Annotated in this window: 18 protein-coding genes; 1 reads left to right on the forward strand and 17 read right to left on the reverse strand. The window is 56.3% G+C overall.

Annotation, left to right across the window (positions count from 1 at the left end):
- Nucleotides 1–670 precede the first annotated feature (670 nt).
- The 17 genes from B5F94_RS11990 to B5F94_RS12075 form a co-directional block, all read right to left on the reverse strand.
- The gene (locus B5F94_RS11990; protein ID WP_087330400.1) at nt 671–2044 is read right to left on the reverse strand and encodes an HD domain-containing protein; all 1374 of its coding nucleotides are present in this window, start codon (nt 2042–2044) and stop codon (nt 671–673) included.
- Nucleotides 2045–3294: 1250 nt separating this feature from the next.
- Nucleotides 3295–4590 (reverse strand): VirD4-like conjugal transfer protein, CD1115 family, encoded by a 1296-nt coding sequence (locus tag B5F94_RS11995; protein ID WP_087330402.1) that lies wholly within the window; start codon nt 4588–4590, stop codon nt 3295–3297.
- Complete coding sequence (locus tag B5F94_RS12000) at nt 4587–5186, reverse strand: ClpP family protease (protein ID WP_087330406.1); 600 nt, start codon at nt 5184–5186, stop codon at nt 4587–4589. The genes B5F94_RS11995 and B5F94_RS12000 overlap by 4 nt, the downstream gene beginning before the upstream one ends.
- Complete coding sequence (locus B5F94_RS12005; RefSeq protein ID WP_087330407.1) at nt 5183–5503, reverse strand: hypothetical protein; 321 nt, start codon at nt 5501–5503, stop codon at nt 5183–5185. Before B5F94_RS12005 ends, B5F94_RS12000 begins: the two co-directional genes overlap by 4 nt.
- Nucleotides 5493–5831, reverse strand: coding sequence for a hypothetical protein (locus B5F94_RS12010; RefSeq protein ID WP_087330409.1), 339 nt, complete (start codon nt 5829–5831; stop codon nt 5493–5495). The genes B5F94_RS12005 and B5F94_RS12010 overlap by 11 nt, the downstream gene beginning before the upstream one ends.
- Nucleotides 5832–5841: 10 nt before the next feature.
- Nucleotides 5842–6048, reverse strand: coding sequence for a hypothetical protein (locus tag B5F94_RS12015; protein ID WP_143383296.1), 207 nt, complete (start codon nt 6046–6048; stop codon nt 5842–5844).
- A gap of 17 nt (nt 6049–6065) precedes the next feature.
- Nucleotides 6066–7013 carry a hypothetical protein gene (locus tag B5F94_RS12020; protein WP_143383297.1) on the reverse strand — a complete coding sequence of 316 codons (948 nt, stop codon included), beginning with the start codon at nt 7011–7013 and terminating at the stop codon, nt 6066–6068.
- Between the two features lie 76 nt (nt 7014–7089).
- Nucleotides 7090–13161: a helicase-related protein gene (locus B5F94_RS12025; RefSeq protein ID WP_087330415.1), complete on the reverse strand. Its 6072-nt coding sequence runs from the start codon at nt 13159–13161 to the stop codon at nt 7090–7092.
- A gap of 50 nt (nt 13162–13211) precedes the next feature.
- A complete protein-coding gene (locus B5F94_RS12030) occupies nt 13212–13772 on the reverse strand; it encodes a YodL domain-containing protein (RefSeq protein ID WP_087330416.1) in 561 nt (186 codons plus the stop codon).
- 549 nt (nt 13773–14321) lie between these two features.
- Entirely contained in the window at nt 14322–14600 is a 279-nt protein-coding gene (locus tag B5F94_RS12040) for a hypothetical protein (protein ID WP_143383298.1), read from the reverse strand.
- A gap of 9 nt (nt 14601–14609) precedes the next feature.
- The gene (locus B5F94_RS12045) at nt 14610–15017 is read right to left on the reverse strand and encodes a hypothetical protein (RefSeq protein ID WP_143383299.1); all 408 of its coding nucleotides are present in this window, start codon (nt 15015–15017) and stop codon (nt 14610–14612) included.
- Nucleotides 15010–15462 (reverse strand): hypothetical protein, encoded by a 453-nt coding sequence (locus B5F94_RS12050; RefSeq protein ID WP_087330424.1) that lies wholly within the window; start codon nt 15460–15462, stop codon nt 15010–15012. Before B5F94_RS12050 ends, B5F94_RS12045 begins: the two co-directional genes overlap by 8 nt.
- Nucleotides 15459–16181, reverse strand: a complete 723-nt coding sequence (locus B5F94_RS12055) for a hypothetical protein (protein ID WP_087330426.1) — start codon at nt 16179–16181, stop codon at nt 15459–15461. The genes B5F94_RS12050 and B5F94_RS12055 overlap by 4 nt, the downstream gene beginning before the upstream one ends.
- Nucleotides 16182–16243: 62 nt before the next feature.
- Entirely contained in the window at nt 16244–16630 is a 387-nt protein-coding gene (locus B5F94_RS12060) for a single-stranded DNA-binding protein (RefSeq protein WP_087330428.1), read from the reverse strand.
- Between the two features lie 15 nt (nt 16631–16645).
- Entirely contained in the window at nt 16646–16996 is a 351-nt protein-coding gene (locus tag B5F94_RS12065; RefSeq protein WP_087330430.1) for a hypothetical protein, read from the reverse strand.
- Nucleotides 16997–17113: 117 nt separating this feature from the next.
- On the reverse strand, nt 17114–17371 hold the full coding sequence (locus tag B5F94_RS12070) for a hypothetical protein (RefSeq protein WP_087330431.1): 258 nt from the start codon (nt 17369–17371) through the stop codon (nt 17114–17116).
- 63 nt (nt 17372–17434) lie between these two features.
- Nucleotides 17435–17722: a hypothetical protein gene (locus B5F94_RS12075; protein ID WP_087330433.1), complete on the reverse strand. Its 288-nt coding sequence runs from the start codon at nt 17720–17722 to the stop codon at nt 17435–17437.
- Nucleotides 17723–17860: 138 nt separating this feature from the next.
- Here B5F94_RS12075 and B5F94_RS16490 point away from each other — a divergent pair, with 138 nt between their 5' ends.
- Nucleotides 17861–18052 (forward strand): hypothetical protein, encoded by a 192-nt coding sequence (locus B5F94_RS16490; protein WP_087330436.1) that lies wholly within the window; start codon nt 17861–17863, stop codon nt 18050–18052.
- Nucleotides 18053–18106: the final 54 nt, after the last annotated feature.

Consider the following 18106-nt stretch of genomic DNA (forward strand, 5'->3'; position numbering starts at 1 on the left):
TGTCCCAGTAACACGGAAAACCGTCACGCAGTCTCACGTATCCTGGCAGGGACGAAACAGCACATACCCGGCAGCTCATGTAATATTTTACCCGGGAGCGCACCCGCACTCCGCGGTGTAATCCTATATCCATTTTCCCCTCTCCCTCTTCCCCTCCACACCACCCCATCACCCTCACCCCGGATACCGGAGCGGCTCCTGATGCGGCCATATCGTTGCGATTTTGCTTGCAAACGCATGGTCTGGCACACATTATGGGCATAGATGACACGGGTAGGATGTGGCGGGATTGCCGCCTCGGCTGACGCTCCAGCAGTCCGGAACAGGATTTTGCGGGGCGGCATTCAAAGCATAAAAAGAGGGCCCCGGATTGCTCCAGGACCCTAAAAAATACTATGTGACGGCGTGTGTCTGCCGTGCCAGGATTGGTGCGACAGACGGCGCGTTTTTCAATCAATTATCACATAGTAGAGCCCGGAAAATCCTCATAAATGAGTATATTCAGACTATACCACATGACGGGCAAAATCGCAACATGAGTATCTAAGTATAATTTGGCTCATCGCCAGGTCATCATACTCTAAACACTCTACAATATCCAGCACCAAGGCCAAAATCTCGGCCTGCTGCCTGTGCATAGCCTCGCGGTAGACATACACTATTCTGGCATTTACCGCAAAGAATATATGATGCTGGCTGCCAGCAATAGCTTCTGTGCCACTGGATTTCTCAGCATCCGCACATCAATTTCTCTCCGATTGTCGTCGAACCGAAATCTATCCAACGCATCGGCATCTTTGAAAATATTGTATAGCATAGTTGCCCGCTTTTGAGACTCCGGGTCCTGAATTTCTCGGGTAATCGCCTCATACCCCTCTTGGTCACTTAAAGAGTGGTAATAGATAATGAGATTAGTAACCTCATCATAGGAGTCATCGCAGCTATTCCGGTAGTATAGTGCAGCACGCTTCCCATGGTCAGGCTCCACACCATCACTGGTGCGCCCGGTATCATGGTACACCGCCGCCCAAGCCAGCGTTTCAATATCTTCATGTGGAAGATGAAGAAGTTCAGCCATGATTAGACATAGGAGCAAAACTCGTGTTGAGTGCTCGCTGTTATACAGCTCAGACTCCATCTGAAACTCGACGAAGACCGTTTCAAATGAGTATTGCTGGAAATCTTCATCCACCGTCTTGGCCAGTTCGTTCAGTTCATCTCTCCCTATCAATGTAGTCACTACTTGGTCTTTCACATCCTTTGGACGAACAATGATTTCTGGTTCAGGTGTGTCCTCCAAGAATGCCTCCACGATGTCTTCCTTATGAACAGTACCCTTGACCACATAGCCGGGGCCATCTCCACGCCGGACAGCAAAAAAGTAAGCCACATTGATATCAGGAGACCAGGACCATGCCTGTGTATAGGGAGTGGAACGAGTGTTTCCTCCACGGTAGACGGTCACCAAGTCCGGCAGAGCTTCCACTTGCTTTCGGGTCCTTGCCTTCTTCTCGTCTGGTTTAGACGCTATGATGGTCTCAAGCATCTCAGTTGAGATAGCTCGGAATCCATAATCGGACTCGCAATAGGAGTCAAAGAATACAGAGTACAGTTCACCATCCAAGGTTCCTCGCTTCTCCACCAACCACTGGAAGTAACCCATCCGCAGCCCGTCTGATAGAGCTTTGATTGAATTTATATAGTCTCCGGCTGCAACTTCATCTTCTCTGTCCATTATATCCCGACTTGCCTGTTCCGCATATTGCTTCGCGACTTCCTGGTTAAGAAATACGAAATATAGGGGAAATACGGCCAGTGTTTCCTGATTAAAATAGAACAATGGCACCAAAGTAGATTTGGATAAATAAATCATTTCCGGTTGGATTTCGGGTAATAACGCAGACACCTTTTCCCAAGAGACTGCAAGTGGGAAGCCCTTCTTTCGGAGTTTCTCCGCGTCCGCATCGGTAGCGATGTGGTCCAGAGTGACGCATTCGTCCCAGGAAGTATCTTTCATATTCAAGATAAGCGCATCATTTTCCATAGTATCCGAAGCCTATCCCATGAGCACTACTGGTCATGGGGTAGCTCCTCCCTCCTTTTTATCTTCATAAAGCATTATGCCATGCGTTTAGCTTTTGTTCAAGCCGTTTTCTATTACAGCTTCGATTATTAGAACTTCCTCAAGCCTGCAAGCACACTCCAATCCTCACTCCTTATATTTTTCCCGGCGCGGTGACAGCCGCGCATAGGCAAGAAATATTTATGTATTTGGGAGCGTCCCCAGCCATTGCCTATAAACCCGTACTGCCACCCCCGCGCCGCGTAACAACATGGCCTCGGCCAAGGTCCTCCGGCAACGGAGGCGGCTGGCCGGTGCCGGCCTGTCGCTCCATCCCTGTCCAGCTATATGTCCGGGGACATCACGGGTGGGCGCTCCTGTGGAGCAGTCCGCCCGCCGCGTCCCCGGACGGTATCCCCTATATCTACCTAAATGGGCACCCTCAGTACGCCGCAGCGGACGAGGGCGCGGACAGCTGGCTGTCCGCGTAAGAGCCTCTCCACGGTGCCGCGGCAACGGGGAGAGGTGCGCCGGTGGCGCACCAGCGTCGGCTATGCCGACCACGTGGCCCCGCCGCGTGTTGCTGGCTCTTATGCCCTTTTGCGCCCCTGGGCCGGGCCGGAGCGGTATGCTCCGGTTTGGCCCGTATGGAGCGGACAGTCGGGCATTTCGCGGTCATAATTTGGGGCCTCGGGCCCAAAAAAATCAGTATAAAAATTATACTGAATTATAATTTAAGCCGAAATGCCCGATATATCGTCCGCTCCAGAAGTCGCAAATTATAATCTTACAATCCGGCGTGGCACGCCTTATAATTTTCCCCAGTGGGGAAAGTATAAAATCTATACTAATCATCCCCGCACATCATGCCGTGGTGCCGCGCGGTCTGCGGAGCAGAGTCGCAGCGGCTGGCACGGGTAACACGCTCCCTCCCCTCGCTCCATAGAAATAAAAAGGCTCAATTTTGCCACAAAATAGTCCCAATAATCCCTCAAAAAAGCTATATATAAGCGCAAAATACCGTTACAACAGACCGCTCCGGTATTTTTATTCTAAAATCAGACCCAGAAAATGCTAAAGAAATCATCAATAAAGCTCTAATAAATCCATCTGCATCCTATTTGTAAACAAAAAGAGTAACCGCCCGTCCGGAAAGGACGGCGGTTACTCAAAAGATAATCCCACGGGCGGAAAGCCCGTGGGATACACTATCTGACAAACCTATCTTAAAATCACAATCCCGCAGCGGCCATCAGTTGCGGCTCCTCCTCGTCCTCTTGCTCCGGCACAGCCCGCTGGGCTGCGTACTCCGGGAGCTGCCGGTACAGCGGGTGCCGGGTCAGGTCGTATTTCTTAACTTCCCGTGGGCTGTTCCCGCGCTCGAAAAGCCACGCCTTGCCCAGCGGCAGATTGAGGATAGCAGATGCCGGCTTGTTGGCCTTGGTCGAGATAAACCGTGCCGTCTCCACGCTCTGACCGCCCAGATACAGCAGGTGGTCGCAGTTGTCGATGATGGTCATGGCTTTGTCATGGCCGTATAATCCATCCAACTGCGTGACGCTCTGGAGCGCGATACTAACGCTGATTTCCCGGCTGCGGATGACGGAAATAGTCTTGTCCATATCCGGGATAATTAAATTGGCGAAGTCATCCAGATACAGCCGCACCGGGATTTGCAGGCGGCTATCGGGGCGGCTATCCGCTTCAGCAATCAGGGCCTGGAGCGCCTGCGTATAAAAGAGCGAAGTCAGATTTTGCAGTGAAAAATCGCAGTCGCTGACGTGGACGAACACCGCCGTAGGCTCTTGAGAAATGGCAGCAAAGTCAATCTGATTTGGATTTTGGAATAGTGCCTGAACTCCGCCGAAGCTGTAATTGGAGAGTTTCTGCGACAGGATGGCCAGGATGGAACTGTAGGTCTTGTCCGCTTTTCGACCTCCCTGGAGCCCCTTCCACCTCATGGCCGCAAAGCTGTCCGAGCAGATGGTGCAATACTCCCGCATGAGCTCATCCAGGATGCCCGTTTCGGCCTCTGCAAACAGTTTCGCCACGCTGACCAGGGTGTGTTCCTCCTGGGGCAGGTTATCCAGGGTGTAGCCAATCAGGGCTTCCGCATAATTTCTGGCGGATAAATCCCAAAACGGGTCCGTCCGGGATGTGACCGGCACCAGCACCGCTGCGACGGTGATTATGTCCTGCTCGTTCCAGCATTGCCGGTCTCCGTCCCACCGGATGTATCGAAGCGGATTATATCCCCAGGGCGAGTGAAGCACATCAGTAAAATCCAACTCCAGCACCCGGAACCCCCGCCGTTCCAGAATGCCGCCCACCTGCCGCCGCAAACTGCCTTTGGTGTCCGTGACAATAAAGGATTCTTGACTGCTCAGCAAATTGGGCACGACATAGCTCCGGGTCTTTCCACCGCCGGTGGGGCCGATAATCAAATCGTGATTGGCAAGGCCCGTTGCCCAGGTGTCGTTGCTTACCGTTATACCATTCGCCAAAATGCGATAACCGGTGTCTCTCATGCTCTGCTCCTTTCCAGCTTGCTGATTACCTCATCCGCCAGTCCAAACGCCACGGCCTCCTCGGCCCCATACCAGCTGTCCTTGGCCGTGACCTTGTAAATCTGTTTGATGGTCTTGCCGGCGTGCTGGGCCAGGATGCCGCAGAGCACTTTGCGCTTGGCCATCAGGCGGTCACTCTTGTCCTGCACGGCCAGGGCGCTGCCGGAGATGCCGCCACTCACCAGCGGGTCATGTATCATCACTTCTCCGTGCCGTAAAATCTCCCGCCGGTCTCCGGCGGCAAAGAGCACCGCCGCCATACTGGCCGCGGTGCCGATGCACACGGTACGGATTTTGGATGATACGGCCTGCATCACATCGTAGATGGCCAGTCCTGCCGTGACGGAACCGCCCGGGCTGTCGATGTAAAGTGTGATTTCCTCTCCGGGCTCCTCGGCGTCCAGGTGCAGGATTTGGGCAATAACCGCGTCGGCCAGCTCACTGGTAATCTCTCCGGTCAGCCAGATTTCCCGGCGTTGGAGCATGACGTCCGCGATGGGGATGCGGGCCATGCCCTCGCTGGTCTCCCGGATGATAGTTGGGATGTAGTAGTTCATAACTGTTCTCCTCTCTCAGTTGTATCGATTGCCGCGAAGGGCTCCACCAGGAGCCGGAACAACAGGACATTACGTTCCGACGGTGGAAGCGCGTCTGCCGCAACCACCAGCTCCTGGACGGACTGGGGCTCGCCGTTTGTATCCTCGTAGGGCTTAATATGTAACTCATAGATTTCCTCATAGCGGTCAATCAGACCTGTGATTTCTCCGACGACTGCGAAAAAGTCTTCGGCACGCAGGCCCATTGCCGTCGGGAGTTTCCGTCCAGTGGCCTTGCCGCGCATCCGCTCCGCCAGGGGGATTTTCTCATTGCTCATGTCTATCCCTCCGTTTCTTGGTCTGTTCCCATGCGGTTCGTACCGGGGCGGCCAGCAGCTCCATGGCCGCTGTTCCCTGTATATAGTTTTTGTTTAGCAAGTCAAACAGCCGCATGGCGATGTCCTGGTAGGCCAAATGTTCGTCCTCCGACGAGAGCTCCAGGAGCTCCAGAAGCCGCTCCATCTGAACCTTGCAGGGGCCAAAATAGGCCCGGATGGGCGTCTTGGCCCACTGCTGCACCAGACAAGGCAGATACTCCGGCTGTCGGGTCCGCCCCTCTTGCGCCGCCTCTATACGCTCGGGCAGCGATACTCGTGTCAGTTCCATGCTGTCCTCCTTAATACCACACATCGCGGCAGGGATAAAACTCCACCTCAATATCGGCTCTCATAGGGTCGCAGGGTTCCCCTGCGTCGGTAATCGTACAGAGGTCGGGAGCATGGCTGCTGCGGGGGTCTGTATCCACCCAGATACGCTTGGTTTCGTCCTGATAGAGGGGGCGGCTCCAGTCATCACGCCCGATATAGGTTAATTTCTTTTTCATCATGGCAGTTCCTCCCATCAAGCAGCGACTGCACGAATCAGCTCATCCATGCAGTCGAAAAACCGGCTGGAACACTTGCTGCGCTTATTGCCCCGGAATTGCACCCGGGAACACCGGCCATCTGTAATCGTGGCGTTGGCAAGCCGCTCATTTATCCATCCCTGGGTGCGGAGTGGTACTTCCACCTGATACTGCCGCATTAAATACAGAAAGATAGAGCTCGCGCTGGAGTCGTACCTGCCCCGGTAAAACTCCACCGTATCATTCTGGAGAACACCGCCCTCCCGGATGATGCGCAGGGCATCTTGTACCTGCTGCTCGGCCTGCCGGTTACGCTCCTTGCAATACGCTTCGGCTTCGGCCTCGGCCTTAGCCATGCGCTCCTGCGCCCGGATTTTACTCTGGGCCTTGTAGACAGCGGACAGCTTTACACAGGCCGGGAGCTCCCCCAGTACCAGAGCTCCGATGTAGTCCGGGAAGGTCTCGCCGCCGGTTTCTTTGGATGTACGATAGGTGGCAACGTGTCCATCCAGGATATTTTTGATATAGCTGGCCTGACGAGCCGGGTCACTGCCGCACTCCTGAATCATGCGTTCTTCCCGGTCCAGCGCCTCCAGCACCGCCGGGTCGCCACCGGACTGGCGCAGTCGGCCAAAATATTTCCCCCGATTGTCCTCATCCCCATACAGGGCTGCAACAGCGGCATGATAGCCGCAATGATTGACCATGTAATAGTCAGTCATGCGGAGCGGAGCAAGATACCCGCCTTGCTCCACATAGAGGATATAGGCATCCCCCTCACCCTGGGGATATTCCCTGTCCGGCTTTCCATCGCGCCGCCAGAGCCGGTAGGTATCTGTTCCGTTGGAAACCTCTCGCAGGAACAGGGCTCTCATTTTCTTGCCATCTGCGTTGTAATTGTCCCGGTAAAAGAGCGGTGTCATTAAACTTGCATTGCCCATCATACAGGCTCCTTCCTTATTTGTGTGTGTAATTGCTGAGCGCCCGCATGGTAAGCCCGTGCGGGCGCTCTTGCTTGTGTCAACTGGCTTGCGGCATATCCTCGGTGTCGTCCAGGTTCTCATCCTCCCGCTTGTCCAGGTTGAGCGTAATGTTCAGCTCATCCAGCCGGGCGGATTTGATGCGAAGCTCATCCTCCTGGGGGAACGGGCGGCTGACCTGCTCCTGAGCGGCGGCAAGCTGGGCCTTGGCGTTGGCCAACAGCTCCGCCGCAGCGGCCCGCTGGGCCTCGATACCCGCCAGGGCGTTGTCCATGCGGGTGATGTTGCCGTGGAGGTCGCCGCCCAGGGAGACCGTGTAGCTCATCTTGTGGGACAGCGTGGCCTTGTACTCTCTGGATACAGGGTCAAAGCACAGCACCATGGCAAAGCCCCGATACTCGCCCAACGGGATAGGGTCGGGACTGGTCATGGCGTGGCAGGCCTCCAGGATAGCGGAGCCCGCCGCCTTCTTACTGGTGTAGGTCTTGCCCTCGATAGTCATGGGGGAGAACCCATCTGCATCCGGGCAGGTGTGGGCCACCAGATAAGCGGCGTCTGTGCCATAGCCCTCGATGCGCTGCTCGTACTGCCGGATTTCCTGGGGCAGGTATTTGGCAATCTTGTCCTCCAGGGCGTATTTTTGAGACAAATAGCTGGACTTGAGCAGCCGCAGCCGCTGGACGTCAATGTCCAAATCCATACGCTCCTTGATGAGCGGATTTCCGGTGCAGAGCGCCTTGATTTCCGCATAGGACAGGGCCGTCTCGTCAATGTCCTCAGCGGAGCGGACGGGAGATTTGCTGGTCATGATTTGACCAATGAACTTCTGCTTGCCCTCCACCAGCTGATAGAGGTAGGAATCAAAGGTATTTTCCGTCACATAGGTGTAAATCTCCACTTCTGGATTCTGGTTGCCCTGCCGGACGATTCGGCCCTCCCGCTGCTGCAAGTCGGCGGGACGCCACGGACAATCCAGGTGGTGCAGGGCGATGAGCCGCTGCTGGACGTTGGTGCCCGCGCCCATTTTGGCGGTACTGCCAATCAGGACACGCACCTGACCGGAGCGGACTTTTCCGAACAGTTCTTTCTTCTGAGCTTCAGTCTTGGCGCTGTGGATGTAGGCGATTTCCTCGGCGGAGATTCCCATGGCAATCAACTCATCCCGGAGGGCGTCGTAGACGTTGAACTGGCCGTCGCTCTTAGGCGTAGACAGGTCGCAGAACACCAACTGCGTGGATTTCTGTGCCGCCGTGCGCTTCCAGATGGCATAGACATTCCCGGCACAGGCGCTGACTTTTCCGGTCTCGCTGGCCGGGAGCATGGGATTCATCATCCGCTGGTCCAACGCCAGCTTACGCCCGTCGTTGGTGATACGCAGCATATTGTCCACACTGGGGTCTACCATCTTATTGCGGACTTTCTCGGCCCGCTCAGACAATGCAGCAACCATCTCTTTCTGGTGCTCGGACGGCTTTAAGACGATATTGTGATAATTAGCCTTGGGCACCGGCAGATGCAGCATATCCGCCGTCTGGATGTCCGCGATTTCCTTAAACATGGACATGAGCTCCGGCAGATTGTAGAACCGTGCGAACCGCGTCTTGGCCCGGTAGCCGGTGCCCTCCGGGGCCAGCTCGATGGCGGTCACGGTCTCCCCGAACGTAGACGCCCATGCGTCAAAGTGGAGCAGTCCGTGCTCCTCCAGACTGTGATACTGGAGGTACTTCTGCATGGTATAGAGTTCCACCATGGTGTTGCTGACGGGTGTACCTGTGGCGAAAATCACGCCGCGCCCGCCGGTCAGCTCGTCCAGGTAGCGGCACTTCATAAACAAATCGCTGGACTTCTGTGCCTCGGTCTGGCTGACGCCACCCACATTGCGCATTTTGGAAAATGCGGCGAGGTTTTTATAGTAATGTGCCTCGTCCACGAACAGGCGGTCTACGCCCAGTTCTTCAAAGGTCACCACATCATCCTTGCGGCTCTGGTCGTTGAGCTTTTCCAGTTTGGCCTGGATGGATTTTCGGGCGCGCTCCAGTTGCTTGATGGAGAACCGTTCCCCGTGGTTGGCCTTCAGCTCGGCCAGCCCGTCCAGAATGTCCCTCTCCTGCTGCTCCAGGATGTACCGCTGGCGCTCAATGGACATAGGGATTTTCTCGAATTGGGAATGTCCGATGATGATTGCATCAAAATCACCGGTGGCAATACGCCCACAGAACCGCTTGCGGTTTTTGGCCTCGAAGTCCCGCCTGGTCGCCACCAGGATGTTGGCGGCGGGGTAAAGCTGCAAGAACTCGGTTGCCCACTGCTCCGTCAGATGATTAGGGACAACATACAGGGATTTCTGGCACAGGCTCAGGCGCTTGCTCTCCATACCGGCAGCTACCATCTCGAAGGTCTTACCTGCTCCCACCACATGGGCCAGCAGGGTATTTCCGCCGTACAGGATGCGGGCGATGGCATTGACCTGATGGGGCCGCAGCGTGATTGCCGGGTTGATTCCCACAAAGTTCAGATGGCTTCCATCGTACTCTCGGGGGCGGATGCTGTTGAACTGCTCATTGTAGAGCCGCGTCAGCCGCTCCCGGCGCTCCGGGGCTTTCCAAATCCAATCTTGGAACGCCTGCTTGATAAGCTCCTGCTTACCTTGGGCAATGGCGGTCTCCTTCTTATTCAAGACCGGCGTCCGGTTGCCATGCTCGTCCTCCACATAATCCACCACACGGACTGAGCGGAGATTCAAGGTCTCCTCGATGATTTTGTAGCCGTTGGCCCGGGTCGTTCCGTAGGTGCTGTACGCCTGGACGCTGCTCCGGTCCCGGCTTTTGCCCTCGATACGCCAATCCCCTGTGTATTGGGAGTAGTGGACGCAAATCTTATCCCGCATATACCAGGGAGTGCCCATAAGCTCATACATGAACTGATTTACCACATCAACGGGGAGCCATGTAGCACCCAGGCGGACGGAAATCTCGGCAGCGGTCAGGTCTGTGGGCTGCACAGATTCCAGGGCCTGCACATTGACCGTATAATCCTCGGGGTGGAGCTCTGCGCTGCACTTGGCAATGGCCAATTTCTCCCGGACATTGCCGGACAGGTACTCATCAGCGGGGAAGTACTTGGGAAGATTGCCGTCACCCTCATAGAGCGGATTTAAGAAGATAACGCCCTGGAGGTCTTGATAAATCTCCTTCTCCGTCTTGCCGGTGAGCGCCATCATGTAGGGCATATCGACTTTAGCTCTTTCGCCCATGGACAGGGCCAGTGCCTCGGAGGACGTATCCACATGGCTGACCATCACGCGCCGCTTGATGGTGCGCTTACTGAACATATCCGCCTTGCGGACAAACTTGCCCTCATCGTCCAGGACTTCCAGGGACGAAAGCAGGAAGTAGGAGCTATCCAACCGGAACGCGGTGTTGTTGGCCCGGGCGGTAATGCGCCCGTATTTCCGCACGAACACATCATAGAGTGTATTGAGCTTCCGCTGCTCCGCCTGGATGTCCTCATCCGGGTAGTCCTCGGTCTGGTACTCGATGAGCGTCCGCACACAGTCCCGGAGGCCAATCAATCCCTTGATGCGGCCTTCCGCCGTACCGGACACACGGACGGGGGTCATGCAGCTATTTTCCCGGTAGTACACTTTGCCGTCCACCAGCGTATAGCTGTAATTGCGCACCGTCGGGTCAGCCGGAATGGAATCGTCCGCCTCCGCGTCCTCCACGTCGGCGGGGGCAGCTTCGGTGTAGATACCGTGGATGTTCTGGATGACGGCGGCAAGCTGTTCCCCAAGGTCAACCCCTTCCATGGGCGCCACGGTAAAGTCCTGCCTGCCGTACTGGGTGTTTTCCGAGGTCTGCACACCCAGCACCATCTCCGGGTGGTCGGCAAAATAGCGGTTGATGGCAAAGCCGTTGGCGCTCTCCCCCAGCTGCACCCATGCAGGCTCGGACAGGTCGATATGGTCCCGCTTTTGCAGGATGATGATGTCCGTCACGACTTCCGTGCCGGCGTTGGCCTTGAAGGCGTTGTTGGGCAGACGGATGGCCCCCAGCAGCTCCGCCCGCTGGGCCAGATACTTGCGGACCGTGGTATCCTTGGCGTCCATGGTGTACCGGCTGGTGACAAAGGCTACGATACCTCCGGGGCGCACCTGGTCCAGGGCCTTGGCGAAGAAGTAGTTGTGAATCGAGAAGCCCAGCCGGTTATATGCCTTGTCGTTGACCTGATAGGAGCCGAAGGGCACGTTGCCCACGGCCACGTCGAAGAAGTCCTTGGGGTAATTGACGCGCTCGTAGCCCTGGACGGTAATGCTGGCGTTCTGGTAGAGCTGCTGGGCGATGCGCCCGGTGATGCTGTCCAGCTCCACGCCGTACAGCTTGCTGTCGGCCATGGTTTCCGGCATACAGCCAAAGAAGTTGCCCACGCCGCAGGACGGCTCCAGGATGTTGCCGGACTGAAAGCCCATGTGGGAGAGGGTATCATAGATGGCCCGGATGACCACTGGGGTGGTGTAGTGGGCGTTGAGGGTGGACGCCCGCGCAGCAGCATACTCGTCCTCGGTCAGCAGGGCCTTGAGCTCGGCGTACTTGCTGTGACGCTCGTCAAAGCAGTCCGCCAGACCGCCCCAGCCCACATACTGGGCCAAAATCTCCTGCTCCTCCGGGGTGGCGAAGCGGCCTTCTGCCTCCAGCTTTTTCAGCAGCCAGATGGCTTTTATATTGCGGGCGAATTTCTCGCCGGGGGTGCCCACGCCCAGCGCGTCGTCGTGGATGCGGTAGTTATACCGCTGTTCCTCCGGGATTTCCGGGTGCAGGACGGTGGGAGAGATTTTTCTGGGTCTGCGCTGTGCTGGTGGGGCGGCGGGTGCCTCCTCCCGCTGCTCCGGCTCGGTCTGCTCCGTGGCGGCTGGGGTCTCGGTCTCCGGCTGGATGGTCTGTGCCGTGTTCAACAGATGTTCGTTCAGGGGATTTTCGGCCAGCTTGGCGTCAAACTCGGTACGCGGCATGACATCCTGAAACAGCGGGCAGTCCGGTTCGCACAGGGTCACATTCTCGTCGCCATAAGCCACCAGTACATATTCTTTACTCCCAATGTGAACCGTGGTGCCCAGAGGCAGGTGATGGGATTTCACCGGCTCGGGGGCTGCCTCCGGCTCGATGGGCTCGGGGCGCTCCGGCGCATTTATCCCAGGAATGCCGGAACCGGAGACCGCTGCGGCCTCCGGTTCGGGTTCTGGATTTGATTGTGTCGCAGGGGCAGGCTGCTCCACCGGCTCCGCCCGGTCCCGGCTCTTTGGCATGGGACGCCGGGGCGCGGCGGGCTTTCGCCTGAGCTGGCGCTGCGGGGCATCCTGCGGCAGGCTCCGGGCCAGCTTACCCAGCTCCAGCAGCAGGGCGCGGGCGATATTGCTGGCGGCGTTGCCCAGGACGGATAGCGTCTGCGGCGTGGAGAAGTCATAGATATGCTCATAGTCGGCGTCATCATAATACTGGTCAGCATCCACGCCGCAGCGGGTGAGGACGATATAGCCGACACTGGCTTCCAGCGGCAGACGGAGCCACATGGAAAGATTTAGTTCATCCAGTTCTTCCAGCAGGCTGTCCGCCTTGACCTGCTCCATCTGCTCCAGATAGCAGGCAAGCTGGTTCTGCACCGCCAGCTCACAGATTTTGATGATTTTTTCTTCAAATCCCATGCCGGTGATACCGGCGTCCGGGTACATCTGCTCCAGCTTTACGGAGACGGCCTCCTGTTGCTCCGGGCGGATGGTCCACAGGCGCAGCGGACGTCCAAGCCGTTCCCGGCTGGGATGGGTGTCTGATACGTCAAAGACGTAGCGCAGGCGTGGCCTGCGGCCCCTGGTGTCAATCAGGGCAATGCCGTGTGCGCCCCGGTTGACCCAGCGGCCCATCCGGTCATTCCAAAGGGACAGTTCCGCGCAAGCCGTGGCGTCTGGTCGCTGACCAAAAATCAAAAGTTGGTCTGAGAAACTGTACTTGTAGACGCGGGCGGCAGTCTGGAGAAACTGCCGCCACGCGCCCCGATGGGCGGTCAGGTCGGAGGTGAGTTTGTCGGCCATACCGATGACCGCTTGCAGCTTACTTGCCATAAGGGTGCTCCTTTCTCTCCGGTCTGTCCCACTCTGTCGCGGCTTGCCGGTTATTCGATTTCGTTCAGGATTTCATCGATGGGCTCAAACCCAAAGCTGTCCGTGTAGTAGGCGTGGGTTTCCCCGCCCTGGTGCAAAATCACGATGTCACTTACGGACATAGAGCGCATTTTACGCCCGAAGGGGCGTGTGTCCTGGTTGTGTCGGGCAAAAAGGGTCTCCAGGTCGGTTCCGCTGCCCAGCATCCCGGTATAGACGCGGGTATAATCGGCCAGGGAGATGCGGTCTTTTGCCTCGTCATAGCTGCGGTAGCAGTAGTCCGTGTGTATATTGGCCTGATAGACCTCATAGTAGTCCGCAGTCCCGCCCTCCGGCGCGTAGATGCTCCCGGCACGCTCCATAATGCCGGCGAATTCCAACATATGATAGACGGTGTTACCGATTTTCGCGTGGGCATCGTCAATGTACGTGCAAGGCAGGATGGACACTGTACCGTCATAACGGGTCAGCACGATATTGCTCCCGTCCGGGATAGTCATAACCTCGTGGTACGCGCTGTCCACAAAGCGGATGCGCCGGTCGGGCGCTTCAGTATTGGTTGAATCTTTCATGGCTATCTTCCTTTTTGATAAGTTTGGTAGGGAGAAAGAGATAGGTCTGTTGCCCCACGGGCTTGCGCCCGTGGGGGATGGAAATTATTTGATTGACAGCCGCCTGACGGCGGCTGTACAGGTTTACAGGCAAAAGCTGTGGCTGCTTCAGAGAGCACGCCCCAGCGGGGCTTTCCAGGCTGTCACTCACCCACTGTCACGCTCCCTGTAAACCGGGGGTTTCAGGGGGGCGGAGCCCCCCTTAGGATAAATGTGAGAACGAGAAATCCTGATTCCTCCTGGTGTTTTGATGATAAATGGAATACAAAATGCGATGTGTGCAGGGTGTGCAGGGTACAATTACCCGTTTCTCACACAAAAAAATCAAAATCCAGTTAAAATAAAAAGTGTGAGAAAAGATAGTTTCTACCCTGCACACCCTGCACACCACTGTAACCTTAAACATTGGGCACGGCCCGAGCCCCGCCCAGTGAGTGTAGGCAGAGGGGGGCGAAGCAAGCACCGCCCTGGGCCCTGCGCCGGTATTCATCCTGCGGCGGGTATCTGCCCTCAGAAGGGCGGCGCGTCGTCCCCTTCATCCGTGCAGCAGGTCTCGCCGTTGGCGATACTGCTCTCGGGGATGTCCCGCTCATCGTGGCCGTGGATATTGCCGTGGATGCAGCCATTCCGCCGCCAGAACAGGATGGGTCTGCCGTCCTCCAGCTCATAGCTCCGAATGTCATTCTCAGGGTCGTCGAGGCGGCGGCACATTTCCTCTACCTGTGCGTCGTCGGTATCGCTGAACTGATGGTCGAGCTCCCCGCAAAAATAGGCGTAAATCTGCATCATCAACATCTCCTATCCATTGTTGTTATTTTTCCATTCGCGCCACGCCGCGTACTGCTCCTGGCTCATGGGCTCCGGCTCCGGGGTGGTGATATACTCCTGGGGCCCGAAAATGGCAACGCCCATCTTCGGGAGCTCCTGCCGCGTGATGACCTTTGCCGGGATATTCGGACTGCTGCTGGGTATCTCGATACGCACAAGGGTCAGGAGGCGGTCATAGTAGTAGTCCACATCCAGATAACGCTCCTCGGCGTCGGTCATTTCCAGCTCATAGATGTACTTGGCGAGGTCTCCATAGACATTCAGGCGGGTGGGAGCCTGCCTGTCGTCGTTGCTGTCATAGAGCGTGATTTCCCGGGCGGTCTGACCCTGGGCCATCATCCCGGATATGGAGCCGTGATAGCGATATAATCTACTCATGCTCTCTCCTATCTCGAATGTACGCGGCAAGCAGGCTGCTTTTATAGCAGTAGCAGTACAGGTTGTACTCGCCCTTGTGGGGATTAAGCCGCATATAATAGGCATGGTCCTCTGTGTCCACACGGATTCCATACTCACGGCTGTTACCATAGGATGTATCGGGGTGGGAATAGCAGTATCGAGCCAAAGAATCCCGGTTTTTGAGAATCCCACTGTAAGCGTCGTCAAAACGCAGAGCGTTGATGACAGCATCAAACTCACCCTTGAACGCCGGTGTTTTTAGGTCTGTCCGAAAATCATTCCAGGTACTGTAAAACCCTTTTCCGCTGCTGTCCATGTCGGCCCGGAGATAGCCGATACACCCCATCTGTTCCATAATTACCTGCTCTTGCGAGTAGGTAAACTCCCTCTCCCCGGGAATAATCGGCCTGATGCTCATATTCATTTCTTTGCTTCCTCCTTCCGTTGTTCATGCTCTGCAACTTTGGCCTTGGCCCACTCGGGCAGCTTGTCCATGTCAGCGATACCCAGCACATCCCCAATCTCCCACCGGCACTTTTCGCCGGAGTAGAGCTCCTGGAAGAACACCGCACGGCCTCCGGCATTGGGCTGGCAGCCGAAACCGCTGAGTGCATAGCCGAGCTGGTAGTCTGCGGAGCGGTATTCCGGCGCGAGACTGCTGGGCCGCAGGATAATCAGCTTGCCCACCAAGGATTCCTCCGGCTGGCGCTTGCGGCAGTGGTCCATCGACAACGCGGCAAACGGGAGGCCCCGTTCCGCCCGCTGCTGCTTTAATGTCTCCACCTGCTGCTGGAGCCTCTGGGAAAAGAGCTCCACGGCCTCAAAGTAGTCATCGCTGCCAACAGCTTTCGTGAAGCGGGGAAAGCCCAGAAAATCCACATCCTGATAGCAGGTCAGATAGGGTGCTTCCTTGTCCTCCGGGTTATGGCCCATCAGGAGCGTCCTGCCCCCGATGCGGAGCCGCTGCGTGATTTTGTACTCCCCCGCCATGTCCTGGTTAAAGTCCTCCGCAGAGACAAGAACCGTATAGCAATCCTCGCACTCGATGCAGACATCGCTCGGGTCATCACTGTTCCCGTAGGCCACGCAGGAGATTTCGTGCCCCACATGGGGCAACAGTTTTTCGGTCATCCAGTTTTTCATACACGCACCTTCCTTCTTATGTATCGCAGGGGCGGGCCCTTTGGCCCGCCCCTCCTGTTTTGTCAAATGGGCAGCTCCCCGTCCTCATCATCGTAGCCCTCGTCAGTGTTGGGCTGCTCGGCCTCGCCCTTGGGCCGGTCACCGAAGTAGGCGCGATTGGCCACAATCTCGGTGGCGTAATGTCGATTGCCGTCCCGGTCTACCCAGGGCCGGAGCTGCAACCGGCCATCAATGATAACCATGCGGCCTTTGGTAAACCGACGGGCGATATTCTCGGCAAGGCCGCGCCACGCCACAATGTCGATAAAGTCCGTATCGTACTCGCCGTCAGGGTTTTTGACATCCCGGTCACAGGCGATGCGGAACGAACAGACGGGCGTTCCCTTGGGGGTGTAGCGCAGCTCGGGGTCGGCCACCAGCCGGCCCATGATAGAAATGTGATTCAGCATGATAGATTTTCCTCCTTAATTTTTGTCGTTTTCCGAAGCTAACTCGCGGATACAGTCATCACAGTATGGGTGCTCATACCCATCCTTGGTGTGCCAATGCGCCTTGTCCTGTCGGAGCAGCAGACCGCAGGCGTCGCAGCGCGTGTAGTGTTTATCAAAACAGGTCTGACAGATTTCCACGCCGTCGCAATCAAATGTTGCGACCTCGCTGCGCGGGACACGCTTGCCGCACTCCTCGCACTCAAAGGTCTCGACCTGCAAGCAGCCCCAGCAAACCCGGTAGCCGCAGTAGTCAGTCAGGTCAGACTCCCGGTGCCACCTGCCGCAGAAAGCACACATATAGCTTTTTTCTTTCTCGCCGGCCAAGATACTTCCCTCCTCTTGCCGTTGAACTGCAACCTTAAAGCTGGTCAAGGTATTCTCCGGCGTCCGACAAGGACGCAAAAAGCCACCTCCGCAGAGGTGGCCGCTTGAGCCCGGAGACTAATGCTGTTCCTGCACAGGCCGGAACGCAATCTCGCCGTTCATGACCAGTTCGGTCAGCTGGTCAGCCACGCTGGCTGCGGGACCGCCGTTCCAGTCGTCCTCTTTTACGGACATGACAAATTCAGGTTCCGTGAAAACATCGCTTTTGATGACCATGTCTACATAGCCGAAGCACCAGGAGTTCGGCTCGAATTTGATGGCTTCTGTCATAAGCATGGCGCCGATGGCCTGCTGGAGCATCGTATTTTCGTTCATCGTGATAGCCTCCTGATTTAATTTCGTGATGTTTACCGGCGCATGAAGTCATGCGCCGTCCAGTCAGATGCGATAGAATGCAGCGGCATTCGTGGCAGCATCCAGTTCCAGTTCTGCGCGGGTACAGCCGATTTCCTGTGCAAGCTCGGTCATCCATCGGTCAACGTCAGCCGCAAGCAGCTTGTTGTATTCGTCAATGTTGTCAGGCTTGCCGGTTTCCTGAAGCTGATTCCGGATTTCGTCGTCTTTCTGGTCGTAAGCCGTTTCGGCGTCGTCAATCTTGTAATTATAATTTAGATACAGGCCAATCCAACGCCAATACAGGAGCTTTGTGGTTGCATTGTATTCCATGATGTTACTCTCCTTCTCTCATATTGTCGTTCATGTCTTTGAACGTCAATATCTTCACCGGTGCGTGACTACACGCACCAGCCGGCGGAGCCGGCACGAACTGTCTACTGTAAATATGCGAAAGTGGGGTGATTTAATATGGCGACATCATCTATCGTGAAGGAATTTTACGTCCGGGATGCCGCTGCGTTCGAACGGCTGCGGCAAGAGTTGGATAGGGGTTCAAGCACCAGCAACACCAGCAAGCCCGCTGCGAATCCTGATGTTTTGAAGCGAAGCAGGGAGAAGCTGGCGACGTTTGAGTTCAAATCAGATGTATCTGATGATTGATAGGAAAAAGTAATACCGCAGCGGGTCTGCTGATGCAGATTCCGCTGCGGTATT

Source organism: Flavonifractor sp. An4 (assembly GCF_002161755.1).
In the GTDB taxonomy this organism is placed as follows: domain Bacteria; phylum Bacillota; class Clostridia; order Oscillospirales; family Oscillospiraceae; genus Flavonifractor; species Flavonifractor avicola.